This window comes from Desemzia incerta (assembly GCF_900115825.1).
GTDB classification, from domain to species: Bacteria; Bacillota; Bacilli; order Lactobacillales; family Carnobacteriaceae; genus Desemzia; species Desemzia incerta.
The window spans coordinates 244678-268760 of sequence record NZ_FOXW01000004.1 but is presented as its reverse complement, the minus strand read 5'-3'; the positions used below and the strand labels follow the sequence as shown (position 1 = coordinate 268760).

20 protein-coding genes are annotated in these 24083 nt (G+C 37.1%); 13 read left to right on the top strand and 7 right to left on the bottom strand.

Going from position 1 to position 24083, the window contains the following annotated elements; translation table 11 throughout:
* Positions 1-2 precede the first annotated feature (2 nt).
* Positions 3-1391, bottom strand: a complete 1389-nt coding sequence (gene mnmE / locus BM137_RS06920) for a tRNA uridine-5-carboxymethylaminomethyl(34) synthesis GTPase MnmE (RefSeq protein WP_092480435.1) — start codon at positions 1389-1391, stop codon at positions 3-5.
* A gap of 329 nt (positions 1392-1720) precedes the next feature.
* Between mnmE and treR the strand changes: the two genes are divergently transcribed.
* Positions 1721-2434 carry a trehalose operon repressor gene (treR, locus tag BM137_RS06915; RefSeq protein WP_092480434.1) on the top strand — a complete coding sequence of 238 codons (714 nt, stop codon included), beginning with the start codon at positions 1721-1723 and terminating at the stop codon, positions 2432-2434.
* Positions 2435-2555: 121 nt separating this feature from the next.
* Here the strand turns inward: treR and treC are convergent, their stop codons facing one another.
* From treC to rpmH, 6 genes are all read right to left on the bottom strand, one after another.
* Positions 2556-4211, bottom strand: a complete 1656-nt coding sequence (treC, locus tag BM137_RS06910; RefSeq protein ID WP_092480433.1) for an alpha,alpha-phosphotrehalase — start codon at positions 4209-4211, stop codon at positions 2556-2558.
* 36 nt (positions 4212-4247) lie between these two features.
* Positions 4248-5756, bottom strand: coding sequence for a PTS system trehalose-specific EIIBC component (gene treP / locus BM137_RS06905; RefSeq protein ID WP_092480432.1), 1509 nt, complete (start codon positions 5754-5756; stop codon positions 4248-4250).
* A 327-nt stretch (positions 5757-6083) separates the two neighbouring features.
* Positions 6084-6860 carry an RNA-binding cell elongation regulator Jag/EloR gene (jag, locus tag BM137_RS06900; protein ID WP_092480431.1) on the bottom strand — a complete coding sequence of 259 codons (777 nt, stop codon included), beginning with the start codon at positions 6858-6860 and terminating at the stop codon, positions 6084-6086.
* A gap of 58 nt (positions 6861-6918) precedes the next feature.
* A complete protein-coding gene (gene yidC / locus BM137_RS06895; RefSeq protein ID WP_092480430.1) occupies positions 6919-7764 on the bottom strand; it encodes a membrane protein insertase YidC in 846 nt (281 codons plus the stop codon).
* 32 nt (positions 7765-7796) lie between these two features.
* Positions 7797-8138, bottom strand: a complete 342-nt coding sequence (rnpA, locus tag BM137_RS06890) for a ribonuclease P protein component (protein WP_092480429.1) — start codon at positions 8136-8138, stop codon at positions 7797-7799.
* A 111-nt stretch (positions 8139-8249) separates the two neighbouring features.
* Positions 8250-8384, bottom strand: coding sequence for a 50S ribosomal protein L34 (rpmH, locus tag BM137_RS06885; protein ID WP_007725519.1), 135 nt, complete (start codon positions 8382-8384; stop codon positions 8250-8252).
* Positions 8385-9478: 1094 nt separating this feature from the next.
* Between rpmH and dnaA the strand changes: the two genes are divergently transcribed.
* The 12 genes from dnaA (at position 9479) to dnaB (ending at position 23996) form a co-directional block, all read left to right on the top strand.
* Positions 9479-10816: a chromosomal replication initiator protein DnaA gene (gene dnaA / locus BM137_RS06880; RefSeq protein WP_092480428.1), complete on the top strand. Its 1338-nt coding sequence runs from the start codon at positions 9479-9481 to the stop codon at positions 10814-10816.
* A gap of 172 nt (positions 10817-10988) precedes the next feature.
* Entirely contained in the window at positions 10989-12131 is a 1143-nt protein-coding gene (dnaN, locus tag BM137_RS06875) for a DNA polymerase III subunit beta (protein ID WP_092480427.1), read from the top strand.
* A gap of 275 nt (positions 12132-12406) precedes the next feature.
* Positions 12407-12655: a S4 domain-containing protein YaaA gene (gene yaaA / locus BM137_RS06870; protein ID WP_092480426.1), complete on the top strand. Its 249-nt coding sequence runs from the start codon at positions 12407-12409 to the stop codon at positions 12653-12655.
* Positions 12655-13776, top strand: coding sequence for a DNA replication/repair protein RecF (recF, locus tag BM137_RS06865; protein WP_092480425.1), 1122 nt, complete (start codon positions 12655-12657; stop codon positions 13774-13776). Before yaaA ends, recF begins: the two co-directional genes overlap by 1 nt.
* Before the next feature lie 2 nt (positions 13777-13778).
* Complete coding sequence (gene gyrB / locus BM137_RS06860) at positions 13779-15716, top strand: DNA topoisomerase (ATP-hydrolyzing) subunit B (RefSeq protein WP_092480424.1); 1938 nt, start codon at positions 13779-13781, stop codon at positions 15714-15716.
* A 19-nt stretch (positions 15717-15735) separates the two neighbouring features.
* Positions 15736-18300, top strand: a complete 2565-nt coding sequence (gyrA, locus tag BM137_RS06855) for a DNA gyrase subunit A (protein ID WP_280521792.1) — start codon at positions 15736-15738, stop codon at positions 18298-18300.
* 221 nt (positions 18301-18521) lie between these two features.
* On the top strand, positions 18522-18821 hold the full coding sequence (gene rpsF, locus BM137_RS06850; RefSeq protein ID WP_092480423.1) for a 30S ribosomal protein S6: 300 nt from the start codon (positions 18522-18524) through the stop codon (positions 18819-18821).
* A 42-nt stretch (positions 18822-18863) separates the two neighbouring features.
* On the top strand, positions 18864-19379 hold the full coding sequence (gene ssb / locus BM137_RS06845; protein WP_092480422.1) for a single-stranded DNA-binding protein: 516 nt from the start codon (positions 18864-18866) through the stop codon (positions 19377-19379).
* A gap of 27 nt (positions 19380-19406) precedes the next feature.
* Positions 19407-19643, top strand: a complete 237-nt coding sequence (rpsR, locus tag BM137_RS06840) for a 30S ribosomal protein S18 (RefSeq protein ID WP_092480421.1) — start codon at positions 19407-19409, stop codon at positions 19641-19643.
* 270 nt (positions 19644-19913) lie between these two features.
* Complete coding sequence (locus BM137_RS06835) at positions 19914-21947, top strand: DHH family phosphoesterase (RefSeq protein ID WP_092480420.1); 2034 nt, start codon at positions 19914-19916, stop codon at positions 21945-21947.
* Complete coding sequence (rplI, locus tag BM137_RS06830) at positions 21944-22396, top strand: 50S ribosomal protein L9 (RefSeq protein WP_092480419.1); 453 nt, start codon at positions 21944-21946, stop codon at positions 22394-22396. Before BM137_RS06835 ends, rplI begins: the two co-directional genes overlap by 4 nt.
* Positions 22397-22610: 214 nt before the next feature.
* A complete protein-coding gene (dnaB, locus tag BM137_RS06825) occupies positions 22611-23996 on the top strand; it encodes a replicative DNA helicase (protein WP_092480418.1) in 1386 nt (461 codons plus the stop codon).
* The last annotated feature ends 87 nt before the right edge of the window (positions 23997-24083 follow it).

Sequence of the window (24083 nt, the reverse complement as noted above, 5' to 3'; positions counted from 1 at the left end):
TTTTATTTTCCTAAACAGAATTGAGAAAACAGTTGTGTCAGCAATTCATCTTGCACACTATCTCCTGTAATTTCTCCTAACAGATCCCAGCAACGAGTCATATCGATTTGAACCAGATCGACCGGCATGCCGGACTCTACTCCATTGATTACATCGTCTAAAGCTGTTTCTGCATCGTTTAATAACGCGATATGGCGCACATTTGATACATAAGTAGCATCTTTTTCGCCAGTATTTCCTGAGAAGAACAAGTCTGCAATTTTACTTTCCAATACATCTACGCCAGATTGAGTCAGCACAGATGTCTTAACGATTGCGTCTTCTCCGACTAAGAACTCTAATTCTTCCAAATCTAATTTATTCGGTAAATCCATTTTATTTAAAATGATGATACGGTGATTTTGGTTTGTCGCTTCAATCAACGCTTTATCCTCATTAGTCAGAGGTTCATTTTGATTGAACACCAATAAAATCAAATCTGCGTCTACTAAAGCTTTACGACTCCGTTCAACACCAATTTTTTCAATAATGTCTTCTGTTTCGCGAATCCCGGCTGTATCGATCAGTCTCAACGGAACACCTTTGACACTGACGTACTCTTCGATAACATCACGTGTTGTCCCGGCAATATCCGTTACGATCGCTTTTTCTTCTCTCAGCAAATAATTCAGCAAGCTGGATTTCCCAACATTTGGACGACCAATGATCGCCGTAGCTAAACCTTCTCTTAGAATTTTACCTTGGCTGGCTGTTTCCAACAATTGTTGAACAGCGGCTTTAACTTGCTTAGCTTTTTCGATCAGCAAGATAGAAGTCATTTCTTCTACATCATCGTATTCAGGGTAATCGATATTTACTTCTACTTGAGCCAGAGTGTCTAAGATCTCTGAGCGCAAATTGCGGATCAAGTTGGACAGATTTCCATCTAATTGTTGTAAAGCCACATACATCGCTTTATCTGTTTTGGCACGAATCAAGTCCATAACAGCTTCCGCTTGAGACAAATCGATTCGACCATTCAAGAAAGCACGTTTTGTAAATTCACCAGGTTCAGCTAAACGAGCGCCATTTTGTAAAACAATCTGCAACACTTGATTTACCGCCAATATCCCGCCATGGCAGTTGATTTCTACTACATCTTCTCTGGTAAATGTTTTTGGCGCACGCATGACCGTCACCATTACTTCGTCTACTGTGTCGTTGGTTTTGGGATTCACGATATTTCCATAATGAATCGTATGGCTCGTTTGGTCTGCTAGTTGTTTCGATCCTAATTTGTAAACACGGTCTGCAACAGCTATTGCTTCCTCACCGCTTAAACGGACAATACCAATAGCTCCTTCACCAGGAGGCGTTGAAATGGCTGCAATAGTATCAAATTCAAATGACAAACTCGTTCACTCCTTTAATTTTTTGCACGAAAAAAGTGCCCACTCCACCCCTTGATTTGAATTGTTCAAATTAGAAATGGATAAAGCACTTTGACTACTTTTTATCCTTAGATAAATATATTTAATTGACTTGCCCGTAGAATCACTTTGTATTCTACATCCTTAAAGCATGATACAAGGTCTCTAACTTTTTGTCAATAAGATTGAAAAAGTTTTTCTCTTTTCTGGTCCAAGGTTCTTTTTTTATTCAAAACCAGTGATAAGAAAGGGATTTAGCAGCCTAAATGTGCTAAACTAAGAGGGAATGAAAGAATGAGAGGTTAACGAAAATGAATAAATTCAACGAAATTTATTTGGACCTTGAGGCAGCAATTTTAAATCAACGATATAAACCGGGCGATTTGTTGCCCAGCGAAAATACATTGGCTACAACATACAATGTTTCACGCGAAACGATTCGAAAAGCGCTCGTTTTACTGCTGGAAAGCGGCTATATTCAAAAACAGCAAGGAAAAGGTTCCATCGTTTTAGACGTGAAAAGATTTAATTTTCCAGTTTCAGGTTTGACTAGCTATAAAGAAATTCAAGATACACAGCACATCAAAGGCAAAACGATTCTTACAAAAAATGAACGTCAATTGATGCCTCAGCACATTATCCAGCAATTCAACCTTCCAGCTGATACACAAGTGCATTATATTGAACGTCAACGCCAGGTAAACGGTGAATCAGTGATCTTAGATAAAGACTATTTGCTTACATCTATCATCCCCGAGATGCCCGATAAAGAAGCAGAGAATTCATTGTACAACTATATTGAGCATACACTAGGCTTAGTTATTGGGTACGCTCAAAAGGAATTTACTGTCGAACCGATCACAAAAGAAGACAAATTGCTGATGGATCTGCAAAATGATTCTCATGTTGTCGTTGTGAGAAGCTCTGTTTACTTAGAAGATACGCGTTTCTTCCAGTACACAGAATCCAGACACCGTTTGGATAAATTCCGGTTTGTAGATTTTGCGCGAAGAAGAACACCATAAAAAAGATAACCCGCTCTTCAACCATCTATAATTTATGGGTGAGTGGAGAGCGGGTTTTATATACGAAAATGCCCCGTGAAGAGAGGATTTTAATCCACGTTTCACGGGGCATTTCTATACTCTATTTTCCAAACAAATAAGCGACTGTTTCGAAAGCTTCTAACGTAATAGACGAACCTAATTCTCGTTCTTTCCCATTACCAATCAAATATTTGCTGCTGCGGTTTTGGAATTCTTCAGGCACTTCAATCGTTACCGGCTCTTCATAGAAGTGGTTCAGAACCAGTAATTCTTCGCCTTCATACTCACGTACATAAGCATATACGCTTGGATGATCCATTAAGATCCCTCGGTAGTTTCCTTCAGAAATAACTTTCATTTCCTTCCGCAAGGCAATCAAACGTTTGTAATACTCTATTATAGAACCTGTAGATAATTCTTTTTCCACGTTGATCTCATGATAATTATCTGCAACTTTCAGCCACGGTTCGCCCGTTGTGAATCCTGCATGAAGGTCATTCGACCACTGCATCGGAGTACGACTGTTGTCACGAGATTTTTCTCGAATAATGTCCATGATTTCTTCGTGTTCCAAGCCTTTTTCTTTTAGTTCTTCATAAGCATTGATGGTCTCGACATCAACAAAATCATGAATATCTGAATAGTTTGGATTGGTCATCCCGATTTCTTCACCTTGGTAGATGTAAGGCGTTCCTCTCAGCAAATGAATCGTTTGAGCTTGCAGTTTAGCTGAAGCTTCAAAATGATTCACAGGGTCACCGAATCGGCTGATGGCTCTAGGTTGGTCGTGGTTATTCCAGAACAATGCGTTCCATCCATTCCCTTTAGACATACCTTCTTGCCATTCATCCAATATCTTCTTCAATTCCATGAAATCATAATCTACTTTAGTCCATTTTTCTCCGTTTTCGTAGTCCACTTTTAAGTGGTGGAAACTGAAAATCATAGACAACTCTTCATTTTTTGGATTAGAATATTGCACTCCATTTGGTACAGTTGTAGAAGACATTTCTCCAACTGTCATAATATTCTCATATCGACCAAACGTGCGTTGGTTCAATTCATGCAAAAATTCATGTGCAATTGGTCGGTCAGTATAACGTCCCTTCCCAACACCGTCTTCTGCATCCAATAAGACTTCATCTTTCCCAATCAGATTGATCACGTCAAATCTAAAGCCAGTAACGCCTTTTTCCAACCAGAAATTCACGATCTTAAACATTTCTTCGCGTACTTCAGGGTTGCGCCAATCCAAATCGGCTTGAGTCACATCAAAAAGATGAAGGTAATATTGATCTGTATCTCCAAATTTTGCCCACGCTGGACCTCCAAATTTGGAGACCCAGTTCGTAGGTAAACTGCCATCTTCTTTTGCTTCTCTTAAAATATAGTAATCTTGATATTTTTTCTCTCCGGCTAAAGCTTTTTGGAACCATTCATGTTCAGTAGAAGTATGGTTTAATACCATGTCTAACATTAGTCCCATGCCCTTTTCTTTCGCTTTTGATACCAACTCATCAAAATCAGCCATTGTGCCAAATAACGGGTCTATTTCTGTATAATTTGCAACATCATAGCCATTATCGTTTTGTGGTGAAATAAAGAATGGGTTAAGCCATAGCATATCTACGCCTAGTCCTGCTAAATATGGGATTTTTTCAATCACTCCCCTTAAATCTCCTATTCCATTTCCGTCCGAATCATTAAATGACTTTGGATAAATTTGATAAACGACTTTTTCATGCATGTTACTCACAGAATCCCTGCCTTCTTATAGTTGATTATTTTTTTATTATGATCCCAATTTAGGTTGTGGTAAGTCATCAATACCCATTTTTTGGAATCTCTTATTTTTACTGAATGCAAATGTCAATACGATAGGAACTACGATTGCAATAACCATACAAATTAAGAAAATTCCCCAGTATTGGTTTTGAATAGACAAAATACCTGGTAGTCCACCAACACCGATAGAGTTTGCAGTCACATTAAAGATAGATGCTACTAAGCCAGCAATACCTGAACCAATCATAGCCGCAAAGAACGGGTAGGCATATTTGATATTGATACCAAACATAGCAGGCTCAGTAACCCCTAGATAACAAGAGATAGCTGCTGGAATCGAAATGTCGCGTTCTTCCTTGTTTTTGCGATTGATGAAGATGATTGCTACTACGGCTGAACCTTGAGCAATATTTGATAAAGCGATCATCGGCCATAAGTTTGTTCCGCCAAAGTCGGCTACCAACTGCAAGTCGATCGCGTTTGTCATATGATGCAATCCAGTAATAACAAGCGGTGCATAGAATGTTCCGAATAGTAGACCGAACAACCAGCTCAGTGAACCTGTCAAACCAGAATATACAAGGTTTGAGATCCAGTCTCCAATTTGCCAACCGATTGGTCCTAAAACAGTGTGAGCAATCAAAACAGTTGGTACTAAAGCAAACAATGGAACAAAAATCATTGAGATAGCTTGCGGGATGATTTTACGCAACCCTAATTCCAGATAAGCTAATAAGAACCCTGCCAACATAGCCGGTATAACTTGAGCTTGGTAACCAATCATGTCGATTTGGAAGAATCCAAAGTCCCAGAATGGAATATCAGCTGCTGCTGTTCCCGGTACTGCATAAGCGTTCAATAATTGCGGAGATACTAATGTGATCCCTAATACGATACCAAGAATTTGAGTAGACCCCATTTTCTTAGCAATACTCCATGTGATTCCTACTGGTAAGAAGTGGAAAATTGCTTCCCCTATTAGCCATAAGAAAGAGTTGACTCCACTCCAAAATTGAGATACTTGAACGATTGTATTGTAAATAGGTTCTCCAGCTGCATTGACTTGCGGCACACCATCTGCCATTGCTTGTCCCAGTGTTTCCATAGGAATAGCTTCCAGAATGTTACGGAACCCTAAAATAAGACCCCCAACAACAATAGCTGGAATAATTGGAGAAAAGACTTCTGCCAATACCGACATTGCACGTTGCAATGGATTTTGGTTTTTCTTACTGGCTTGTTTTACCTCATCTTTTGATACTCCAGACTTACCAGAGATCTTTTCAAATTCATTGTAAAAAGTAGCTACTTCGTTCCCAATAATAACTTGATATTGACCTGCTTGAGTAAAAGTTCCTTTAACAGCTGGAATTTTCTCAATTTTCTTGTTGTCTGCTTTCGATGGATCATTCAATACGAAACGCATGCGTGTTGCACAATGAGTAACAGCTGAAATGTTTTCCGGTCCACCGATATCTTCTAGCAACTGTTTTGCATCTTGCTTAAAATCTACCATGTTACTTCCTCCTCAAAAAATAATAGTATAAGTGCCGATAATGATTACTTGTATATACAAGTTCATTATAGCGTTTTTTTTAATTATTGCAAGCGTTTTAAATAATGGTGTCATTTTTTCACTTCAGGCATCAATAGAAGATTATGAGACAAGCAATTGACTAGATGGAAAAGAACAATAAAAGCTAAATAAAGCGTGGCAAACTTCTACTATAAATCAATATTTCTACCCAACACCCTTCTTTGATTTAAATGTAGCTTTACAGCTCTCTATATGCAAAAAAAAAGTCCCAATCAAAGTAAGTTCTTTGATTGGGACAGCTATTTATTAGATTTGTTTTTCTGATGGTTCGACCACTAAATAGCGATGAGGTTCTCGTCCTTCTGAATGAGTTGTCACCCAAGTATCTTGACTCAGATAAAAATGGATCACTTTTCTTTCAAAAGCTGGCATAGGTTCTAAAAATACTGGCTGATTGGTTTCTTTCACTTTAGCAGCTGTTCTTTCTGCTAACCGTTTTAGAATAGCTTCTCGTCGTTCTCGATAGTCGCCGATATTCACTATAGCAACCATTTTTGATTTTGCATGCCTATGGAGCAAAACTTGGGCTAAAGATTGCAATGCATTCAATACTTTTCCATGCTTTCCAATCAATACTCCAGCTTTCTCGGCATCTAAGTTAAAGACCACTTGTTTATCTTGCTGTTCTACTTTTATTGAAGCAGGCGCCCCTAAGGTTTCAGCTATGTTCGTCAGATAAGCAGCTACTAAATCTATAGCTTCTTCATCATTTCTAGTTCCCGCTTCTTCAGCCTCTTCCTCAACAGTCTGATCTTCTTCTATACTGTGAGAAATCTCAGGCTTCGCCTGTTCTACTTCTTCTGCTTGTTCATGTTTTATTGGTGCTTCAGGAACAGGTGTCGCTTCGGCTGAAACATGTTTAGTGACCTTCACAACTGCATCTTTTTGACCAAATCCGAGAAACCCTTTTTTTCCTTCTTCAATAACTTCAATGGAAGCTTCTTCTCTCTTCACTCCTAAAGTGCGTAAAGCTTTTTCGATCGCTTCTCCCACAGTAGGAGCTTTTGCGGTGTATTTATCCATTTCTATCCTCCGTTCAGAACTGTTAGATATTTATAATGAATGCATAACTGTTTAGAGATTATTTTTTCTTTACGTTACGTTTCGTTTTTTGAGCTAATTTCAAAGCTCGTTGACGATCTTTTTCACGTTGTCTTTCAGCTTCTTCTTTTTCACGACGTTCTCTTTTAATTTTAAATGGATTATTTAAAACCAGTGTTTGCAGAACAGAGAATCCATTACTTACTACGAAGTATAAGGAAACCGCACTCGGCAACGAGATACTAATGAATAAAATCATGATCGGCATCATGTAAGTCATGATCGCCATAGTAGGATTCGATCCTTCTTGACTCATGCTTGATAATTTAGAAGTTGCTAAAGTTAAAATCGCTGCTAAGACAGGGAAAACAAAATATGGATCCGGTGATCCCAAGTTTGCCCATAAGAAATCTCCTGATCTCAACACTTCGGTACGACTGATCGCTTGATACAATGCGATTAATACAGGCATTTGAACCAATAGCGGTAAACAACCTGCTGCTGGATTGACTCCTGCTTCTTGATATAATTCAGAAGTTGCAGCTCGTAGTTTTTCTTGTGTTTCAGCATCTTTAGAAGAATACTCTTCTTGTAAAGCTTTCAGCTGTGGTTGAACATCCGTCATTTTACGACTGCTCTTTGTTTGGTAATAAGTAAGAGGTAACAGAATAATTCTAATGATCAACGTAAAAGCAATGATCCCTATCCCGTAATTTCCGCCTAGTAAGTTAGACAACCAAATGATAACTTGCGAAAAGTTATAAATAATATATCGATCAAAAAAACCTGTACTTTCATTGTTTATTGGACCTGTACCACAGGCTGCTAAAACTACTGTTAATGCTAACATTCCTAATAAAAGAAGTAATCGCTTACGCTTTTTCACGCTTTTTTTCCTCCGCTCTTATAAAAAAATTGTTACTTGTCTAACATTTTGGCTAATTTTAGAACGTGAATTAAACTTTTCTTTATTTCACTCATCGACATATCTGCTGTAGGTTTACGCGCTATAATGATGAAATCTTTGTCTGTTTTCAAATCTGCTTTTAGTTCTGTAAGACTTTGGCGGATTCTTCGTTTGACATAGTTTCTCGTCACTGCATTCCCTACTTTTTTCCCAACAGAAATGCCTACTCTAAAATGAGGTTGATTTTCTTTAGTTAACACGTAAACAACAAATTGACGATTTGCTGTGGATTTCCCGTGATGAAAGACTTTTTGAAATTCAGCTTCTTTTTTTACACGATACGCTTTCCTCATGATATCTATACCTCATCTTTATAACACTTTTTTATCAAATTTTCTTCAATAAAGAAAATTTTTTATTTGAATTTAAATAGAAAAAAAAGACCACTGAGACGGTCAGTGATCTTATGCAGACAATACTTTTCTGCCTTTGCGGCGTCTACTTTGCAATACATTACGTCCATTTTTTGTACTCATACGTTTACGGAAACCATGTACTTTTTGACGTTTACGCTTTTTAGGTTGGTAAGTTCTTTTCATGCGTGTTACACCTCCTGAAAAACTATCTTTCTTAAAATGGGTTGGGAATTTATAAAGACAGTCTTGAACATTTTAATGATAAAAACCAGACTTGTCAAGCCACAATCACCCAATCTAAATCATTCACTAAAATATCATACCATAAATGGGAAAAACATAAAACAACTTTTTGTTTTTTTCTTGTTATTTGTTCTTTTTTTGTGGAATAGAGTATGAATAAAATTGAAAAACGTCTAAATTATTGCTTTTTGACTGCTTTATTCCTCCTTAAAACAACATGTAGCTCTTCCACCCTTAAATTTCGGATCACCATAATTGACCTCATCCACAATTTCAAACCAATTCTTCTAAGTTCGCTAGCATTACTATCCTATTGTCTTCATTTCGCTGACATTATTAAATTCCACATAGCTATATGAAGACTTCTTTCAAAAATCCAGTTTTAGATTGTGCTCCAATTAACATGAACTTGTTTGATGGCGCACAATCTTTTCTCAACAGAATTTTCTATTTTATCTCTTAAAAAATTTTCTTTTATCTAAATAACTTAGCCTGCAAAATACTCTCAGACACCACCTTAAGTTATCCACAGTGTCAAATTCTTATCCCCTTTTGGTTTTTTCCTAATTTTTTTCTAATTTCTTCTCCACTGGCTTTTCCCGTGTTTATCCACAAACTAACACACTGTTTATTCTTTCTATCCACCAACCCTTCTCGCTTGTGGATAACTCTCGTAACCACTGGTACTAAAGTATCTTTTTTGCATTTTTATCCACAATTTGTTTTGGATTAAAAAATCTTTTTCAGGTTACCCACATTCTTTTTTTAGCCTGTGGATAAGTTTATGCACTGCCTTTGGATATATTTTCAACAGGTGGAAAGTACTTGTGGAAAACTTTTATTTATCGTGCTAAAATAAAACAGACACTCATAAAAAATAGAACTGAGTGATGATTATCCTGTTTGCTGAATTTTTCAAATAGTTATCAACAAGCAAACGCATAGACAATAAGAGGAATATTATTTTACAGAGCATAATTATGATATCAATAAAGTTTTTGTCTAACACATTATAGATAAAGGGAGGATTTCGGTTGGATGAATTACATTCTTTATGGAACTACTTAAAAGAACGATTTAAAGATTCACTTTCTAAAGTAAGTTATGATACTTGGATTGAATCTGCAAATCCTATCCGAGTAACAGATCAGCATTTAATTGTTGAAGTTCCTTCTTCATTGCACAAAGAATATTGGGAAAATAATCTGACAACTAGAATCGTAGAAAACATTTACGAATTTTCTGGTCAAGAGTTGTCGCCTATTTTTGTGATTAAAAATGAAGAAGAAGCCATAGCAGCACAAAAAAAATCACCATCTTCAGCAATGGAACAGAAAAATCCATTTAAAAAGAATGCTTTTTTAAATGATAAATATACTTTTGATACGTTTGTTATTGGAAAAGGGAATCAAATGGCCCACGCGGCAGCTCTTGTTGTAGCGGAAGAACCAGGAACAATATACAATCCGCTATTCTTCTATGGAGGAGTTGGATTAGGAAAAACCCATTTGATGCATGCCATCGGACACCAAATGTTGTTATTAAACCCTGATGCAAAAGTAAAATATGTCAGTAGCGAAACTTTTGCGAATGATTTTATCAATTCCATTCAAAACAAAACACAAGAAAAGTTTCGACAAGAGTATCGAAGCGTCGATTTGTTATTGGTCGATGATATTCAATTTTTCGCAGATAAAGAGGGAACACAAGAAGAGTTTTTCCATACTTTTAACGCATTATACGATGATCGAAAACAAATCGTTTTGACAAGTGATCGTTTGCCAAACGAGATTCCTAAATTGCAGGAACGGTTAGTATCCCGTTTTGCTTGGGGCTTGTCAGTCGATATCACACCGCCGGATCTAGAAACAAGAATTGCGATCTTGCGTAAAAAAGCTAATGCAGAAAGATTGGAAATTCCTGATGATACATTGAGCTACATTGCTGGACAAATCGATTCAAATATTCGAGAACTTGAAGGAGCTTTAGTACGCGTACAAGCTTATGCAGCCATTGAAAGTCGTGAAATTACTACAAGTTTAGCTGCTGATGCACTGAAAAGTATGCTGCCTTCTTCAAAACCAACAACCATCACGATCAAAGATATCCAAGCAGCTGTCAGCAAATACTACCAAATCTCTATGATCGATTTAAAAGGTAAGAAGCGGGTAAAATCTATCGTAGTGCCGCGTCAAATCGCAATGTACTTATCAAGAGAATTGACATCTTCATCTCTACCTAAAATAGGAGCTGAATTTGGCGGGAAAGATCATACGACCGTTATTCATGCTTATGAGAAAATTGCCCAAGCTTTGACAACAAATGATCAACTGAAAAAAGAAATCAGTGAACTGAAAAAAACTTTTAGCTGATTATCCACTGTGTATAACTCGAGATGTTTTCCCAAAACTTTCCACAGGTTATCAACATGTGGAAAACCTTGTGTTTCTTGAGTTGGTTTTTGTTTTCCACAGTATCAACAAGCCCTACTACTATTACTAAAGTAATTACTCTATTAAAAATAAACAGTCGGAGGTTCATTTTATGAAGTTTACAATCAATCGAAGTGCTTTTTTAAACAGCTTAGCAGATGTTCAAAGAGCTATTTCATCTAAAACGACAATTCCTATCCTAACGGGTGTAAAAATTATTGCGAATAATGAAGGACTTACATTAACAGGTAGCGACTCAGATATTTCAATCGAAGCCTTTATCCCTGTTGAAGACGAAAAAAATCAATTAGAAATTATGGAAACTGGCGGGATTATTTTACAAGCTCGTTTCTTCAACGAAATCGTCCGTAAACTACCTGATGACAAAATGACGATTGAAGTACTGGATCATTTCCAAACATTGATCACATCAGCATCAGCTTCATTTACGATCAATGGATTAGATCCAAACAATTATCCACATTTGCCTGTCATTGACAGCAATGAATCTTTTATTTTGAATGTTAACTTGTTCAAACAAGTGATTTCTCAAACGGTTATTGCAACATCAACGCATGAAAGCCGTCCTATCTTAACTGGTGTGAATATTGTGATTGAAAACAATACTTTGTCAGCTGTAGCTACTGATAGCCACCGTTTAAGTCAACGAATCATTCCTTTGGAGATGAGTGAAGAACAAGCTCGACAAAAATATAAAATTATAATCCCTGGAAAAAGTTTGATTGAATTATCAAAAATTCTAGAAGAGGATGCAGAAACTGCAGAAATGATGATCACAGAAAACCAAGTTTTGTTTAAAACAGAAAACTTGTATTTCTACACTCGTTTACTGGAAGGAATTTATCCTGAAACTCAACGATTGATTCCGGATACCAGCTCTACCAGCGTAGTATTTAACGCTACATCATTATTAGGTTCAATCGAACGTGCTTCATTACTATCTCATGAAGGTAAAAACAACGTGGTCAAATTGTCTGTCTCAAAAGATAAAGTGGAAATTTCTGGAAATTCTCCTGAAATTGGAAATGTACAAGAAGAAATTCATTTCCAATCTTTCCAAGGAGAAGAAATTGAATTGTCCTTTAATCCGGACTATATGAAAGATGCGTTACGTACATTTGGGCAATCCGATATCTTAGTGAAATTCACTTCGCCAATCCGTCCATTTGTCATTGTACCTTCTGAAGATGGAAAAGAATTTGTTCAATTGATTACACCTGTTCGAACATTTTAAAAATTAAATCAAGATAAAAACACTGTTTGAGACAATTCATCTCAAACAGTGTTTTTTTATGCAAGTGGTTTTATATAGGCAAATTTTCCGTTTCTAGCTATTTTTAGTCTTTTTGGCAATTTCCATCGTTTTTAACAAAAATCGAAAGAAACGTGCTTATTTTAAGATAAATTTGTAAAATACCTAAAAAAAGAGTATAATAGTAGTAAGACATAAAGAGATATGCGTGGATTTTTTACGTTCCACGCTTATTTTATTGAAAAGCAGGTGAAACGATGAAAGAAACAATTTTAATAGACGAAGATTTTATTACACTTGGCCAGTTATTGAAACGCGTTGACATCATTTCCAGTGGAGGGATGGCGAAGCATTTTTTAGCTGAAAATACTGTATATCTGGACGATGAGTTGGAAAATCGCAGAGGTAAAAAGCTTTATCCAGGATCAATCGTTGAAATTCCAGGAGAAGGAACTTACTTTATCCAAAAAGAAACTTCAGAGGATACTTCTGAGGAAACGCGCTAATGTTCATAAAAGACATGAAACTGACTAATTATCGCAATTACCACGATGCAGAAGTGCAATTTTCAGATGGTATCAACGTTTTTTTGGGAGAAAATGCCCAAGGGAAAACGAATTTGATGGAAGCTATCTATGTTTTGGCTATGGCCAGAAGTCATCGAACTTCCAGTGATAAAGAATTGATCCAATGGGAAAAAGATTTTGCTAAAATCAGCGGCAGAGTTCAAAAAAAGAACTCTTCTTTCCCGTTGGAAATCGTGCTGTCTAAAAAAGGCAAACAAGCGCGATTAAATCACTTAGAACAAAAGAAATTGAGTTCATATATTGGGAATTTAAATGTGATTTTATTTGCGCCAGAAGATTTATCTTTGGTCAAAGGATCGCCTTCTGTGCGAAGAAAATTTGTAGATATGGAATTAGGCCAAATGAGTCCAGTGTATCTTCACCATTTAGTAGAGTATCAGCATGTTTTAAAATCTCGAAATTTATATTTGAAACAACTCAGTATGAAACAAGCGTCTGATTTAACATTTTTAGAGGTGTTAACTGAACAAGTGGCTGTCCATGGTGCTTCGATTTTAGCGGAGCGTTTTTTATTTGTGGAGCAATTGCAAAACTGGGCACAGCCCATCCACCAAGAGATCTCTAAGCAAAAAGAGGTATTAGAGATTCAGTACCACTCGAATATTCAGTTAGATAATCCCACTGATAAGGATTCAAATTACTTGAATTTAATGGACGCCTACAAAGCAAATAAAACGAGAGAATTGGAACAGCGTACAACACTCACTGGGCCGCACCGCGATGATTTGAAATTTTATGTGAACGAAAAAAACGTCCAAACATACGGATCTCAAGGTCAGCAACGAACGACAGCTCTTAGCGTGAAATTAGCAGAGATCAATTTGATGCAAGAAATGACTGGAGAATATCCAGTATTGCTGCTGGATGACGTTTTATCAGAGTTAGATGACAGTAGACAAACACATTTATTAAAGGCGATTCAAAATAAAGTCCAAACTTTTTTAACCACTACAAGTCTGGATGGCATTGAGAAAAACCTTATCGAAGCTCCAAGAGTATTTAACATTGATCACGGACAAGTAGAAATGGAGAGTGAATAAGAGTGGCAGAGGAAATAAGAAGCAGAGATGAGTTAGCTAAAGATTATAATGCGAGTCAAATTCAAGTTTTAGAGGGACTAGAAGCTGTACGTAAACGTCCTGGGATGTATATCGGCTCAACAAGCAGCGAAGGATTGCACCACTTAGTATGGGAAATCGTAGACAACTCAATTGATGAAGCTTTAGCTGGATTTGCTGATCAAATCAGCGTCACTATAGAAGTCGATGAAAGCATCACCGTTGAAGATAATGGACGTGGGATTCCAGTAGATATCCAAGAAAAGACTGGACGTCCTGCTGTTGAAACAGTATTTACTATCTTGCATGCTGGTGGGAAATTCGGCGGCGGAGGGTACAAAGTTTCAGGAGGACTGCATGGTGTAGGGTCTTCTGTAGTTAATGCTTTGTCTTCAGCGCTGGAAGTATACATTCACAAAGATAGAAAAAAATATCATTTATCATTTGCAAGAGGAAAAGTTATGAGTGAATTAGAGGTAGTTGGCGAAACGGATCGTCATGGTACTACTGTTCACTTTACGCCTGACCCGCAGATCTTTAAAGAAACGACTACTTTTGACTTTAATAAATTGGCTGTTCGTGTTCGAGAATTAGCATTCTTGAACCGTGGTTTGTCTATTTCGATCGAAGACAAGCGCAATCCAAAACAAGAAAAGCTGGAGTATTTTTACGAAGGCGGAATCAAGAGTTACGTTGAGTTCTTAAACGAAAATAAGGAAACACTCTATTCTGAGCCTATTTTCTTAGAAGGCGAACAAGAAGGAATCACCGTCGAAGTAGCTATGCAACATACAGATGGATACCATGCGAACTTAATGAGTTTTGCAAATAACATCCATACTTACGAAGGCGGAACTCACGAATCTGGGTTTAAAACAGCTTTGACTCGTGTAGTGAATGACTATGCGCGTAAAAATAAATTGATGAAAGAAAACGAAGACAACTTAAGCGGAGATGACGTTAGAGAAGGCTTGACGGTTGTCGTTTCGATCAAACATCCGGATCCGCAATTTGAAGGACAAACGAAGACTAAATTAGGGAACTCTGAAGCACGTACGATTACAGACCGTTTATTCTCTACACATTTTGACCGCTTCTTGATGGAAAACCCGCAAGTAGCTAAGAAAATCGTGGATAAAGGATTACTGGCTGCAAAAGCGCGCCTTGCTGCAAAACGTGCGCGTGAAGTAACACGTAAGAAGAGTGGATTGGAAATCAGCAACTTACCTGGTAAATTAGCAGACTGCTCAAGCAAAAATCCAGAAATCAGTGAGTTATTCATCGTTGAGGGAGATTCAGCTGGAGGTTCTGCTAAACAAGGACGCTCACGTATTTTTCAAGCTATTTTACCGATTCGTGGGAAAATATTGAACGTTGAAAAAGCTTCACTAGACCGCATTTTAGCAAACGAAGAGATTCGTTCGTTATTTACAGCTATGGGAACAGGTTTTGGAGAAGAGTTTGATGTCGCTAAAGCACGTTACCACAAGTTAGTGATCATGACCGATGCGGACGTCGATGGCGCTCATATCCGTACGTTATTGCTAACATTGTTCTACCGCTTCATGCGTCCAGTTGTTGAAGCTGGATATGTCTATATTGCTCAACCGCCTTTGTATCAAGTAAAACAAGGTAAAAAAGTAGCTTATTTAGATAGTGATGAAGAGTTGGAAAACTACTTGGCAAGTATTCCTGCAAGTCCTAAACCTGGTATTCAACGGTATAAAGGTCTTGGAGAAATGGATGCTGAGCAATTATGGGATACAACTATGAACCCTGACAACAGAAGAATGCTTCGTGTAACGGTTGAAGATGCAGCAGATGCAGACAAAGTATTGGATATGTTAATGGGAGACCGGGTAGAACCAAGACGAGAATTTATTGAAGACAACGCTAAATATGTTCAAAACCTAGACATTTAATCAAGGAGGATGAAAAGAATTGGTAGAAAATCAATATGATGGAAAAGTAGAAGACATTAATCTATCGAAAGAGATGCGTAAGTCTTTCCTTGATTATGCGATGAGTGTTATCGTAGCCAGAGCATTACCAGATGTTCGTGATGGATTAAAACCTGTACACCGTCGTATTTTGTACGGTATGAGCGAATTAGGGGTAACACCGGATAAAGCTTATAAAAAATCGGCTCGTATTGTTGGGGACGTTATGGGGAAATATCATCCCCATGGAGATAGCGCCATTTATGAATCAATGGTTCGAATGTCCCAAGACTTTAGTTACCGTACTCCTTTAGTAGATGGACACGGAAACTTTGGTTCAGTGGATGGAGACGGAGCGGCAGCTATGCGTTATACGGAAGCCCGTTTATCTAAAGTTGCTATGGAAATGTTGCGTGATTTGAATAAAGATACCGTTGACTTTATCGACAACTATGATGGTTCAGAACGTGAACCTGAAATCTTGCCGGCTCGTTTTCCAAACTTGCTGGTTAATGGTGCCACAGGTATCGCAGTTGGTATGGCAACGAATATTCCGCCGCACAACTTAGCGGAAATCATTTCAGGATTACAAATATTAATGGATAACCCTGAAGCTACAACAGCTGATTTGATGGAAGCTGTTCCTGGACCAGATTTTCCAACAGGTGGATTGGTTATAGGAAAATCAGGTATCAGAAAAGCTTATGAAACTGGTAAAGGTTCGATTACTTTACGAGCTAAAGTAGATATTGAAACATTGAAAAACGGAAAAGAACGAATCATTGTTTCTGAAATTCCTTACATGGTCAATAAAGCGAGATTAGTGGCAAAAATTGCTGAATTAGCTCGTGACAAACGTTTAGAAGGTATTACAGATTTGGGTGACGAATCAGACCGTGACGGAATGCGGATTGTCATCGATGTGCGCAGAGACGTCAGTGCCAGCGTAGTTTTAAACAACTTGTACAAAATGACTTCTTTACAAACTTCTTTTGGATTCAACATGCTGGCTATCGTTAATGGAGAGCCTAAAGTATTAGGCTTGAAGAGCATTTTAGAAGAGTATTTAAAACACCAAGAAATCGTTATCCGCAGAAGAACAGCTTTTGACAAGCGAAAAGCAGAAGCAAGAGCGCATATTTTAGAAGGTTTAAGAATCGCGTTAGATCATATTGATGAGATCATTTCTATTATTCGTGGCTCACAAACAGCTGATTTGGCTAAAGAAACATTGATCAGTCGTTTTGGTTTATCTGAGAAACAAGCTCAAGCAATATTAGATATGCGTATGGTTCGTTTAACTGGTTTGGAACGTGAAAAAATCGAAGGCGAATACTTAGACTTATCTGCTTTGATTGCAGATTTGACTGATATATTAGCTAGACCTGAACGAGTTCACCAAATCATCAAAGAAGAATTAGCTGACGTTCAAGAAAAACATGGAGATGCACGCCGTACTGAATTACTAGTCGGAGAATTGTTAAGTATTGAAGATGAAGACTTGATCGAAGAAGAAAATGTCGTAATTACATTGACAAATAAAGGATATGTAAAACGTTTGGCAAGTTCTGAATTCAAGATCCAAAATCGAGGCGGTCGAGGCGTTCAAGGTATGGGCGTAAACGATGATGACTTTATTGAAACACTTGTTTCATGTTCAACGCATGATACTTTGCTGTTCTTTACCAATAAAGGAAAAGTATACCGTTCTAAAGCTTATGAAATCCCAGAATACGGTCGTACAGCCAAAGGTATCCCAGCTATCAACTTATTGGGAATAGATTCTGGAGAAAGCATTCAAGCGGTTATTAACGTTCGAGGAGAAGCTGAAGAAGGTCTATATCTGTTCTTTACTACTCGAAAAGGAACTGTTAAGAGAACGTCTGTTACTGAATTTGCCAATATCCGCAGTAATGGTTTAAGAGCAATTTCGTTAAACGAAGATGATGAATTGATGAAAGTATCGGTAACAGATGGAAATCAAAACATCATTATCGGAACACACGAAGGTTTAGCGGTAAGTTTCCATGAAAGTAAAGTTAGAAATATGGGACGTACAGCACGAGGAGTCCGCGGTATCCGTGTAGCTGAAAATGATTTCGTTGTAGGGATGGATCTGTTGAAAGACGATTCAGAAGTGTTGGTCATTACTGAAAATGGTTATGGTAAACGTACAGCTGCAAGTGAATATGCTATTCGCGGACGCGGCGGAAAAGGTGTTAAAACGGCTAACATTACAGAGAAAAATGGTAAATTAGTTGGTTTGACGACTGTTAATGGGGAAGAAGATATCATGCTGATCACGAATTCTGGAATCATTATTCGTATCGGTGCGGGAACGATCTCTCAAACCGGCCGCTCAACTTTAGGAGTTCGTTTGATGCGTCTAGCAGAAGGTGTTCTAGTTTCTTCAATGGCGAAAGTTGAACCAGAAGAAGAGGAAGAAGAAGTACTTTCTGAATTGAATACAGATACTGAAATTAGTCCAGAAGTTGCTGATGAAGTGGAAATAGAAGTAGAAGACGCAGAAATTATCAATGAATTGGATAATGAAACAGAAGACTAAAAGACAATTAAAAAACTGAATCGCTTCAAAAAAGATACCAGAGGAGAAACTCTGGTGTCTTTTTTTGACAAAAAATAAAAAGAAACAATCTGACAAAAACATTGACAATTGGTAAAAAAAGCTATATACTAATTAGACGTGAGTAATCTACTCGTTAGAATACTCTCCTTGCTCTTTTTGCAAAAAAAAGGGCCAAAGTCCACAAGGAGGTGACAGTCAAGATGAGTCAAACAGCAAAATACGAAATTTTATACATTATCCGTCCTAATATCGATGAGGCTGAAAAAACAGCTTTAGTAGAACGCTTCGATAACATTTTAAAAGATAATGGTGCTGAGGTAACAGAATCTAAAGACTGGGCGAAACGTCGTTTAGCATACGAAATTAAAGGTTATAGAGAAGGTTTATACCGTCTCGTACATTTAACTTCTTCAGATGCAGCGGCTATCAATGAATTTGATCGCTTAGCTAAGATTAATGAAAATATCTTACGCCATATGATCGTTAGAGAAGACGACTAATTTAATTGTTTCACGTGAAACAATTTGAAGGGAGCGGATGTAGTGATTAATAATGTTGTGTTAGTTGGAAGAATGACTAAAGATGCAGATTTACGATATACGTCTAATGGAACAGCTGTTGCTTCTTTTACAGTAGCTGTAAATAGACAATTCACTAATCAAAGTGGAGAACGTGAAGCAGACTTCATCAACTGTGTTGCTTGGAGAAAAACTGCTGAAACGTTAGCAAATTTCACTAAAAAAGGATCATTAGTTGGTGTAGAGGGTCGTATTCAAACACGGTCTTACGATAATCAACAAGGTCAAAGAGTTTATGTTACTGAAGTAGTAGTAGATAATTTTTCAATGCTTGAACCGAAATCTGTTACAGATCAACGACGAGTAGAGGACAATGGATCAGCGCCTTCTTCTAAAAACTTTAATTCTTTTAATACTAATCAGAATAGATCACAATCCCAACAAACTCCTGCAAAAGACTATCAAAACTTTGGAAGCTCTGATCCTTTTGAATCAAGCGGACAACCTATTGATATCTCTGATGATGATTTACCGTTCTAATAATCGATAATTAAAGGAGGAAATGAAATGGCTCAACAACGCAGAGGCGGACGTAAGCGCCGTAAAGTTGATTTCTTTGCTGCTAATCACATTGAAAAAGTAGATTACAAAGATGTCGAACTTCTAAAAAGATTTATCTCAGAGCGTGGTAAAATTTTACCTCGTCGTGTAACTGGAACATATGCTAAAAACCAACGTAAGTTGACTAAAGCTATCAAACGTGCACGTGTTATGGGATTATTACCATTCGTTACAGCTGAATAAAAACAAACTGTATTAAAGACCGTGAGCTTACACTTTCACGGTCTTTTTAATTTTTGTACTCAAATGTTTCATGTGAAACATTTGAGTAAGAAATTATATGAAACAATAATTGCTGGTAAAGATTAAGTTGGGATTCTAAGGAGGAGCAGTAGGCTGGTTTCTAAGAATGAGAAGCCTTAGAGACTTTGTAAACGTTCTAGTATCTTAATTCGATAAATGGTAGAATAGAATGGAACGTTAAACAGAGATGAAAAGGAAAAGGAGTTATAAATGAAAAGCAAACTAACAGATGAAAAACTCCCTCAATTTTTAAAAAACGAGAACGTTAAGATATCTGTAGGAGTATTGATCTTGATGCAATTGGTTATTATTATATTAGGGTTTTTTTCTAATATCAGCATAGGACTTGTCATGCTTATAATTTTTCTTGTTTTCTTATCTTTACTTTATGTTTTTTCACAACGATTGATTGAAAAAATCAATAAATATATCGAAGATCTTTCTTATCGCATTAAACGTGGTGAGCAAGAAGCCTTAATTAAAATGCCCATTGGTATTATTTTATTTGATGAAGAATATAAAGTTCAGTGGACAAACCCCTATTTTCAATCTCATATAGGATATCAAGAAGAAGTATTAGGGAAGAAAATTGAGGAAATCGATGAAGAATTGAATCAACTGATTCAAAAAAGTTATGCGGATAATGCATCCACGATCGTGTGGGGAGACAAGAGTTATCGAATCATTATTCAAGAAGACATCAAAGTTATTTATTTGATGGATATTTCAGAGTACAGTCAAATTAAAAAAAGGTATCAGGATGAAAAGTTTGTTCTAGGAAACATATTCGTCGATAATTACGATGAAATCGTGCAAGGGATGACGGATAGAAACATTTCTAGTATCAATACTTTCATTACGACTCAATTATCTAATTGGGCAAAACAACACAGAATTTACTTGAAGCGTGTATCTGAAGATCGTTTTATCGTATTTATGCATCGTAAATCTTTAGAGCGTATGGAAAAAGAGAACTTTAGTATACTCGATCAAATACGAGAAAAAACGTCTAAACAGAATATCCCATTAACTTTAAGTATTGGTGTTGCCTACACTGAAGCAGATAAAGAAGATGAGAATTTAGATGAATTAGCTAGTTTGGCTCAAAGCAACCTGGACTTAGCTTTAGGTCGTGGTGGAGACCAAGCCGTAATCAAATCTCTTTCAGGTGAAATGCGTTATTACGGTGGTAAGACAAATCCAATGGAGAAGAGAACACGCGTTCGCTCTCGGATGATTAGTCAGGCTTTACAAGAATTGATGAAACAAGCTGATCAAGTAGTTGTTATGGGGCATGTGAATCCTGACATGGATGCTATAGGTTCTGCGTTAGGGATTAGAAGAATCGCCCAGATGAATAATAAGGAAGCTTGGATAGTAGTTGAACCAAAACAATACAGTCATGACATTGAAAAGTTATTGGAAGAAATAGAAACAGACAATCAAATCAGCCGCTACATTATTACACCAGAAGTAGCTGAAGAGATGATGACAGAAAATACACTTATTATTTTAGTCGATTTCCATCGACCATCTATGGGAATCGCTCCGAATTTACTGAAGCAAAAAAACAGAGTAGTGGTCATTGACCATCATCGTCGAGGAGAAGAATTTCCAAATAATCCGGCGTTGGTTTATATAGAACCTTATGCTTCGTCGACAGCTGAATTGGTCACAGAGTTGTTTGAATACCAATCTCAAGAAGCAGAGTCGATTACTAAGCTTGAGGCTACTGCTATGCTGGGTGGAATCGTAGTAGACACTAAGAGTTTCTCTTTACGCACGGGTTCTAGAACGTTTGATGCTGCTAGTTATCTTCGTTCATGTGGAGCAGATGCTGTTCTAATCCAACGATTATTAAAAGAAGATGCGGATACGTACTTATTGCGCAGCCATTTGATAGAATCGATGGAATTTGTGACAGATAATATAGCAGTTGTTACTGGTGAAGAAAACAAAAAGTATGATACAGTAGTAGCAGCGCAAACTGCGGATACAATGCTTTCTATGACGAATGTAGATGCGGCTTTTGTTATCTTCAAACGACAAGATGATCGCATAGGTATCAGTGCTCGAAGCTTAGGAGAAATAAATGTTCAAGTAATCATGGAAGAACTAGGCGGCGGAGGGCATTTATCCAACGCAGCTACTCAATTAGAAAATACTTTAGTCAGTGAAGCTAGAACGCAACTTCACGAGGCTATATTAGCACATTATTCTACCAAGGAGGATGCAACAATATGAAAGTAATTTTTCTACAAGATGTTAAAGGTAAAGGAAAAAAAGGAGAAGTAAAAGAAGTTCCAAACGGATATGCTTCTAACTTTCTTTTCAAAAAAGGATTGGCTAAAGAAGCAACGCCATCTAGTGTAAGTGAGTTAAAAGGAAAGAAAAAAGCTGAAGAGAAACAGGAAGCTGAAATTTTAAAAGAAGCAAAAGAACTGAAGGCTTTCCTAGAAAAAGAAGAAAACGTAATTGAAATCAAATCTAAAGCTGCTGATGATGGGCGCTTATTTGGATCAGTAACTACAAAACAAATTGCTTCGGCAGCTAAAAGCCAATTGAACGTTGAATTAGATAAAAGAAAAATTGAACTGAATGTTCCAATGCGTTCGTTAGGAACTCAAACAATGGATGTTAAAATCCATCCTGAAGTCGTAGCGGAAATTACGGTTCGAGTAGTATCCGAATAGCAAATAGAATAAATGGATTGTAAGACTAAGCTAGCCTAAATTATATTTTGGCTAGCTTAGTTTGTCTTGTGGCAAAATAATTAAACTATAAACAAAACTGAACAAGTGTTCGCTATATTGGATTGTATTCTTAATTCTTTTGAGTTAGAATAATGACAGAAAACATCGGATAGGAAATACGATTTCTTATGTGTTTGAAAGGAAGTAGAAAAACTTGGCAAATGAAGCATTCCAAGATCGTTTACCACCACAGAGTATTGAAGCTGAACAAGCAGTACTAGGATCTATCTTTTTAGATGCGGATACATTAGTTGGTGCTTTAGAGTTTATTGAAGCAAAAGACTTTTATAGACGCGGACATCAGTTGATTTTTCAAGCGATGATGAATTTGAACGATGAAAATGAAGCAATTGATATTGTTACGGTAACAAACGCACTAGAATCAAAAAATCAATTAGAAGATGTGGGCGGAATCCCTTACTTAGCAGATTTAGCGGTTGCGGTTCCTACTGCAGCTAATATGGAGTATTATGCAAAAATCGTTGAACAAAAGTCTATTCTGCGGAATTTAATCCATACCGCTACGGAAATCGTTGCTAAAGGATATGAAGAATCTGATGAGGTTGCTTCGATTTTAGATGATGCTGAACGAAGTATCTTAGAAGTTTCTGAAAGACGAAGCAGGACAGGTTTTTTGTCCATTTCAGACGTCTTGAACTCTACTGTGGCTCAAATTGATCAACTGTATCAAAACGATGAAGAAATCACGGGGTTACCCACTGGTTATAAATTGTTGGATAAGATGACCGCCGGGCTGCAAAAAGAAGAATTGATCATTCTTGCAGCTAGACCAGCCGTTGGTAAAACGGCATTTGCTTTGAATATTGCACAGAACGTTGGAACTAAAACAGATGAAACAGTAGCTATCTTCAGTTTGGAGATGGGTGCTGAGTCTCTTGTTAACCGTATGCTGTGTTCTGAAGGAAGCATAGACGCCAGTCATTTAAGAACGGGTAACTTAACAGAAGAAGAATGGCAAAGTTTGATCATCGCCATGGGTAGTTTGTCTAAAGCGAGTATTTATATTGACGATACACCAGGAATACGTGTAGCGGAAATTAGAGCGAAATGTCGTCGATTAAAACAAGAAAAAGGCAACTTGGGGCTTATTTTAATTGACTACCTTCAATTGATTGAAGGGACTGGTAAAGAAAGCCGTCAGCAAGAAGTATCAGAGATCTCTCGTCAATTGAAAAAATTAGCCAAAGAATTGAAGGTTCCTGTTATTGCGCTGTCTCAATTGTCTCGTGGTGTAGAACAAAGACAAGATAAAAGACCTGTTTTAAGTGATATTCGAGAATCAGGATCTATTGAACAAGATGCGGATATTGTTGCTTTTCTTTACCGTGATGATTATTACGATCGAGAAGGTCAAGACAATGATGATGATAATAGTGAAGCAGATGAAGATAATGTTATTGAAGTCATTATTGAAAAAAACAGAAGTGGTGCAAGGGGAACAGTCAAGTTACTGTTTATCAAAGAGTATAATAAGTTTTCTTCTTTATCTTATTATCCCGAAGATGCTATCCCGCAATAATCGAAAGCTTATAAATGAACGCTCACGTTCGTTTATAAGCTTTTTTATTATTGTTTTATTGAAAATAGTTCGCTTTTGAACTGTTTT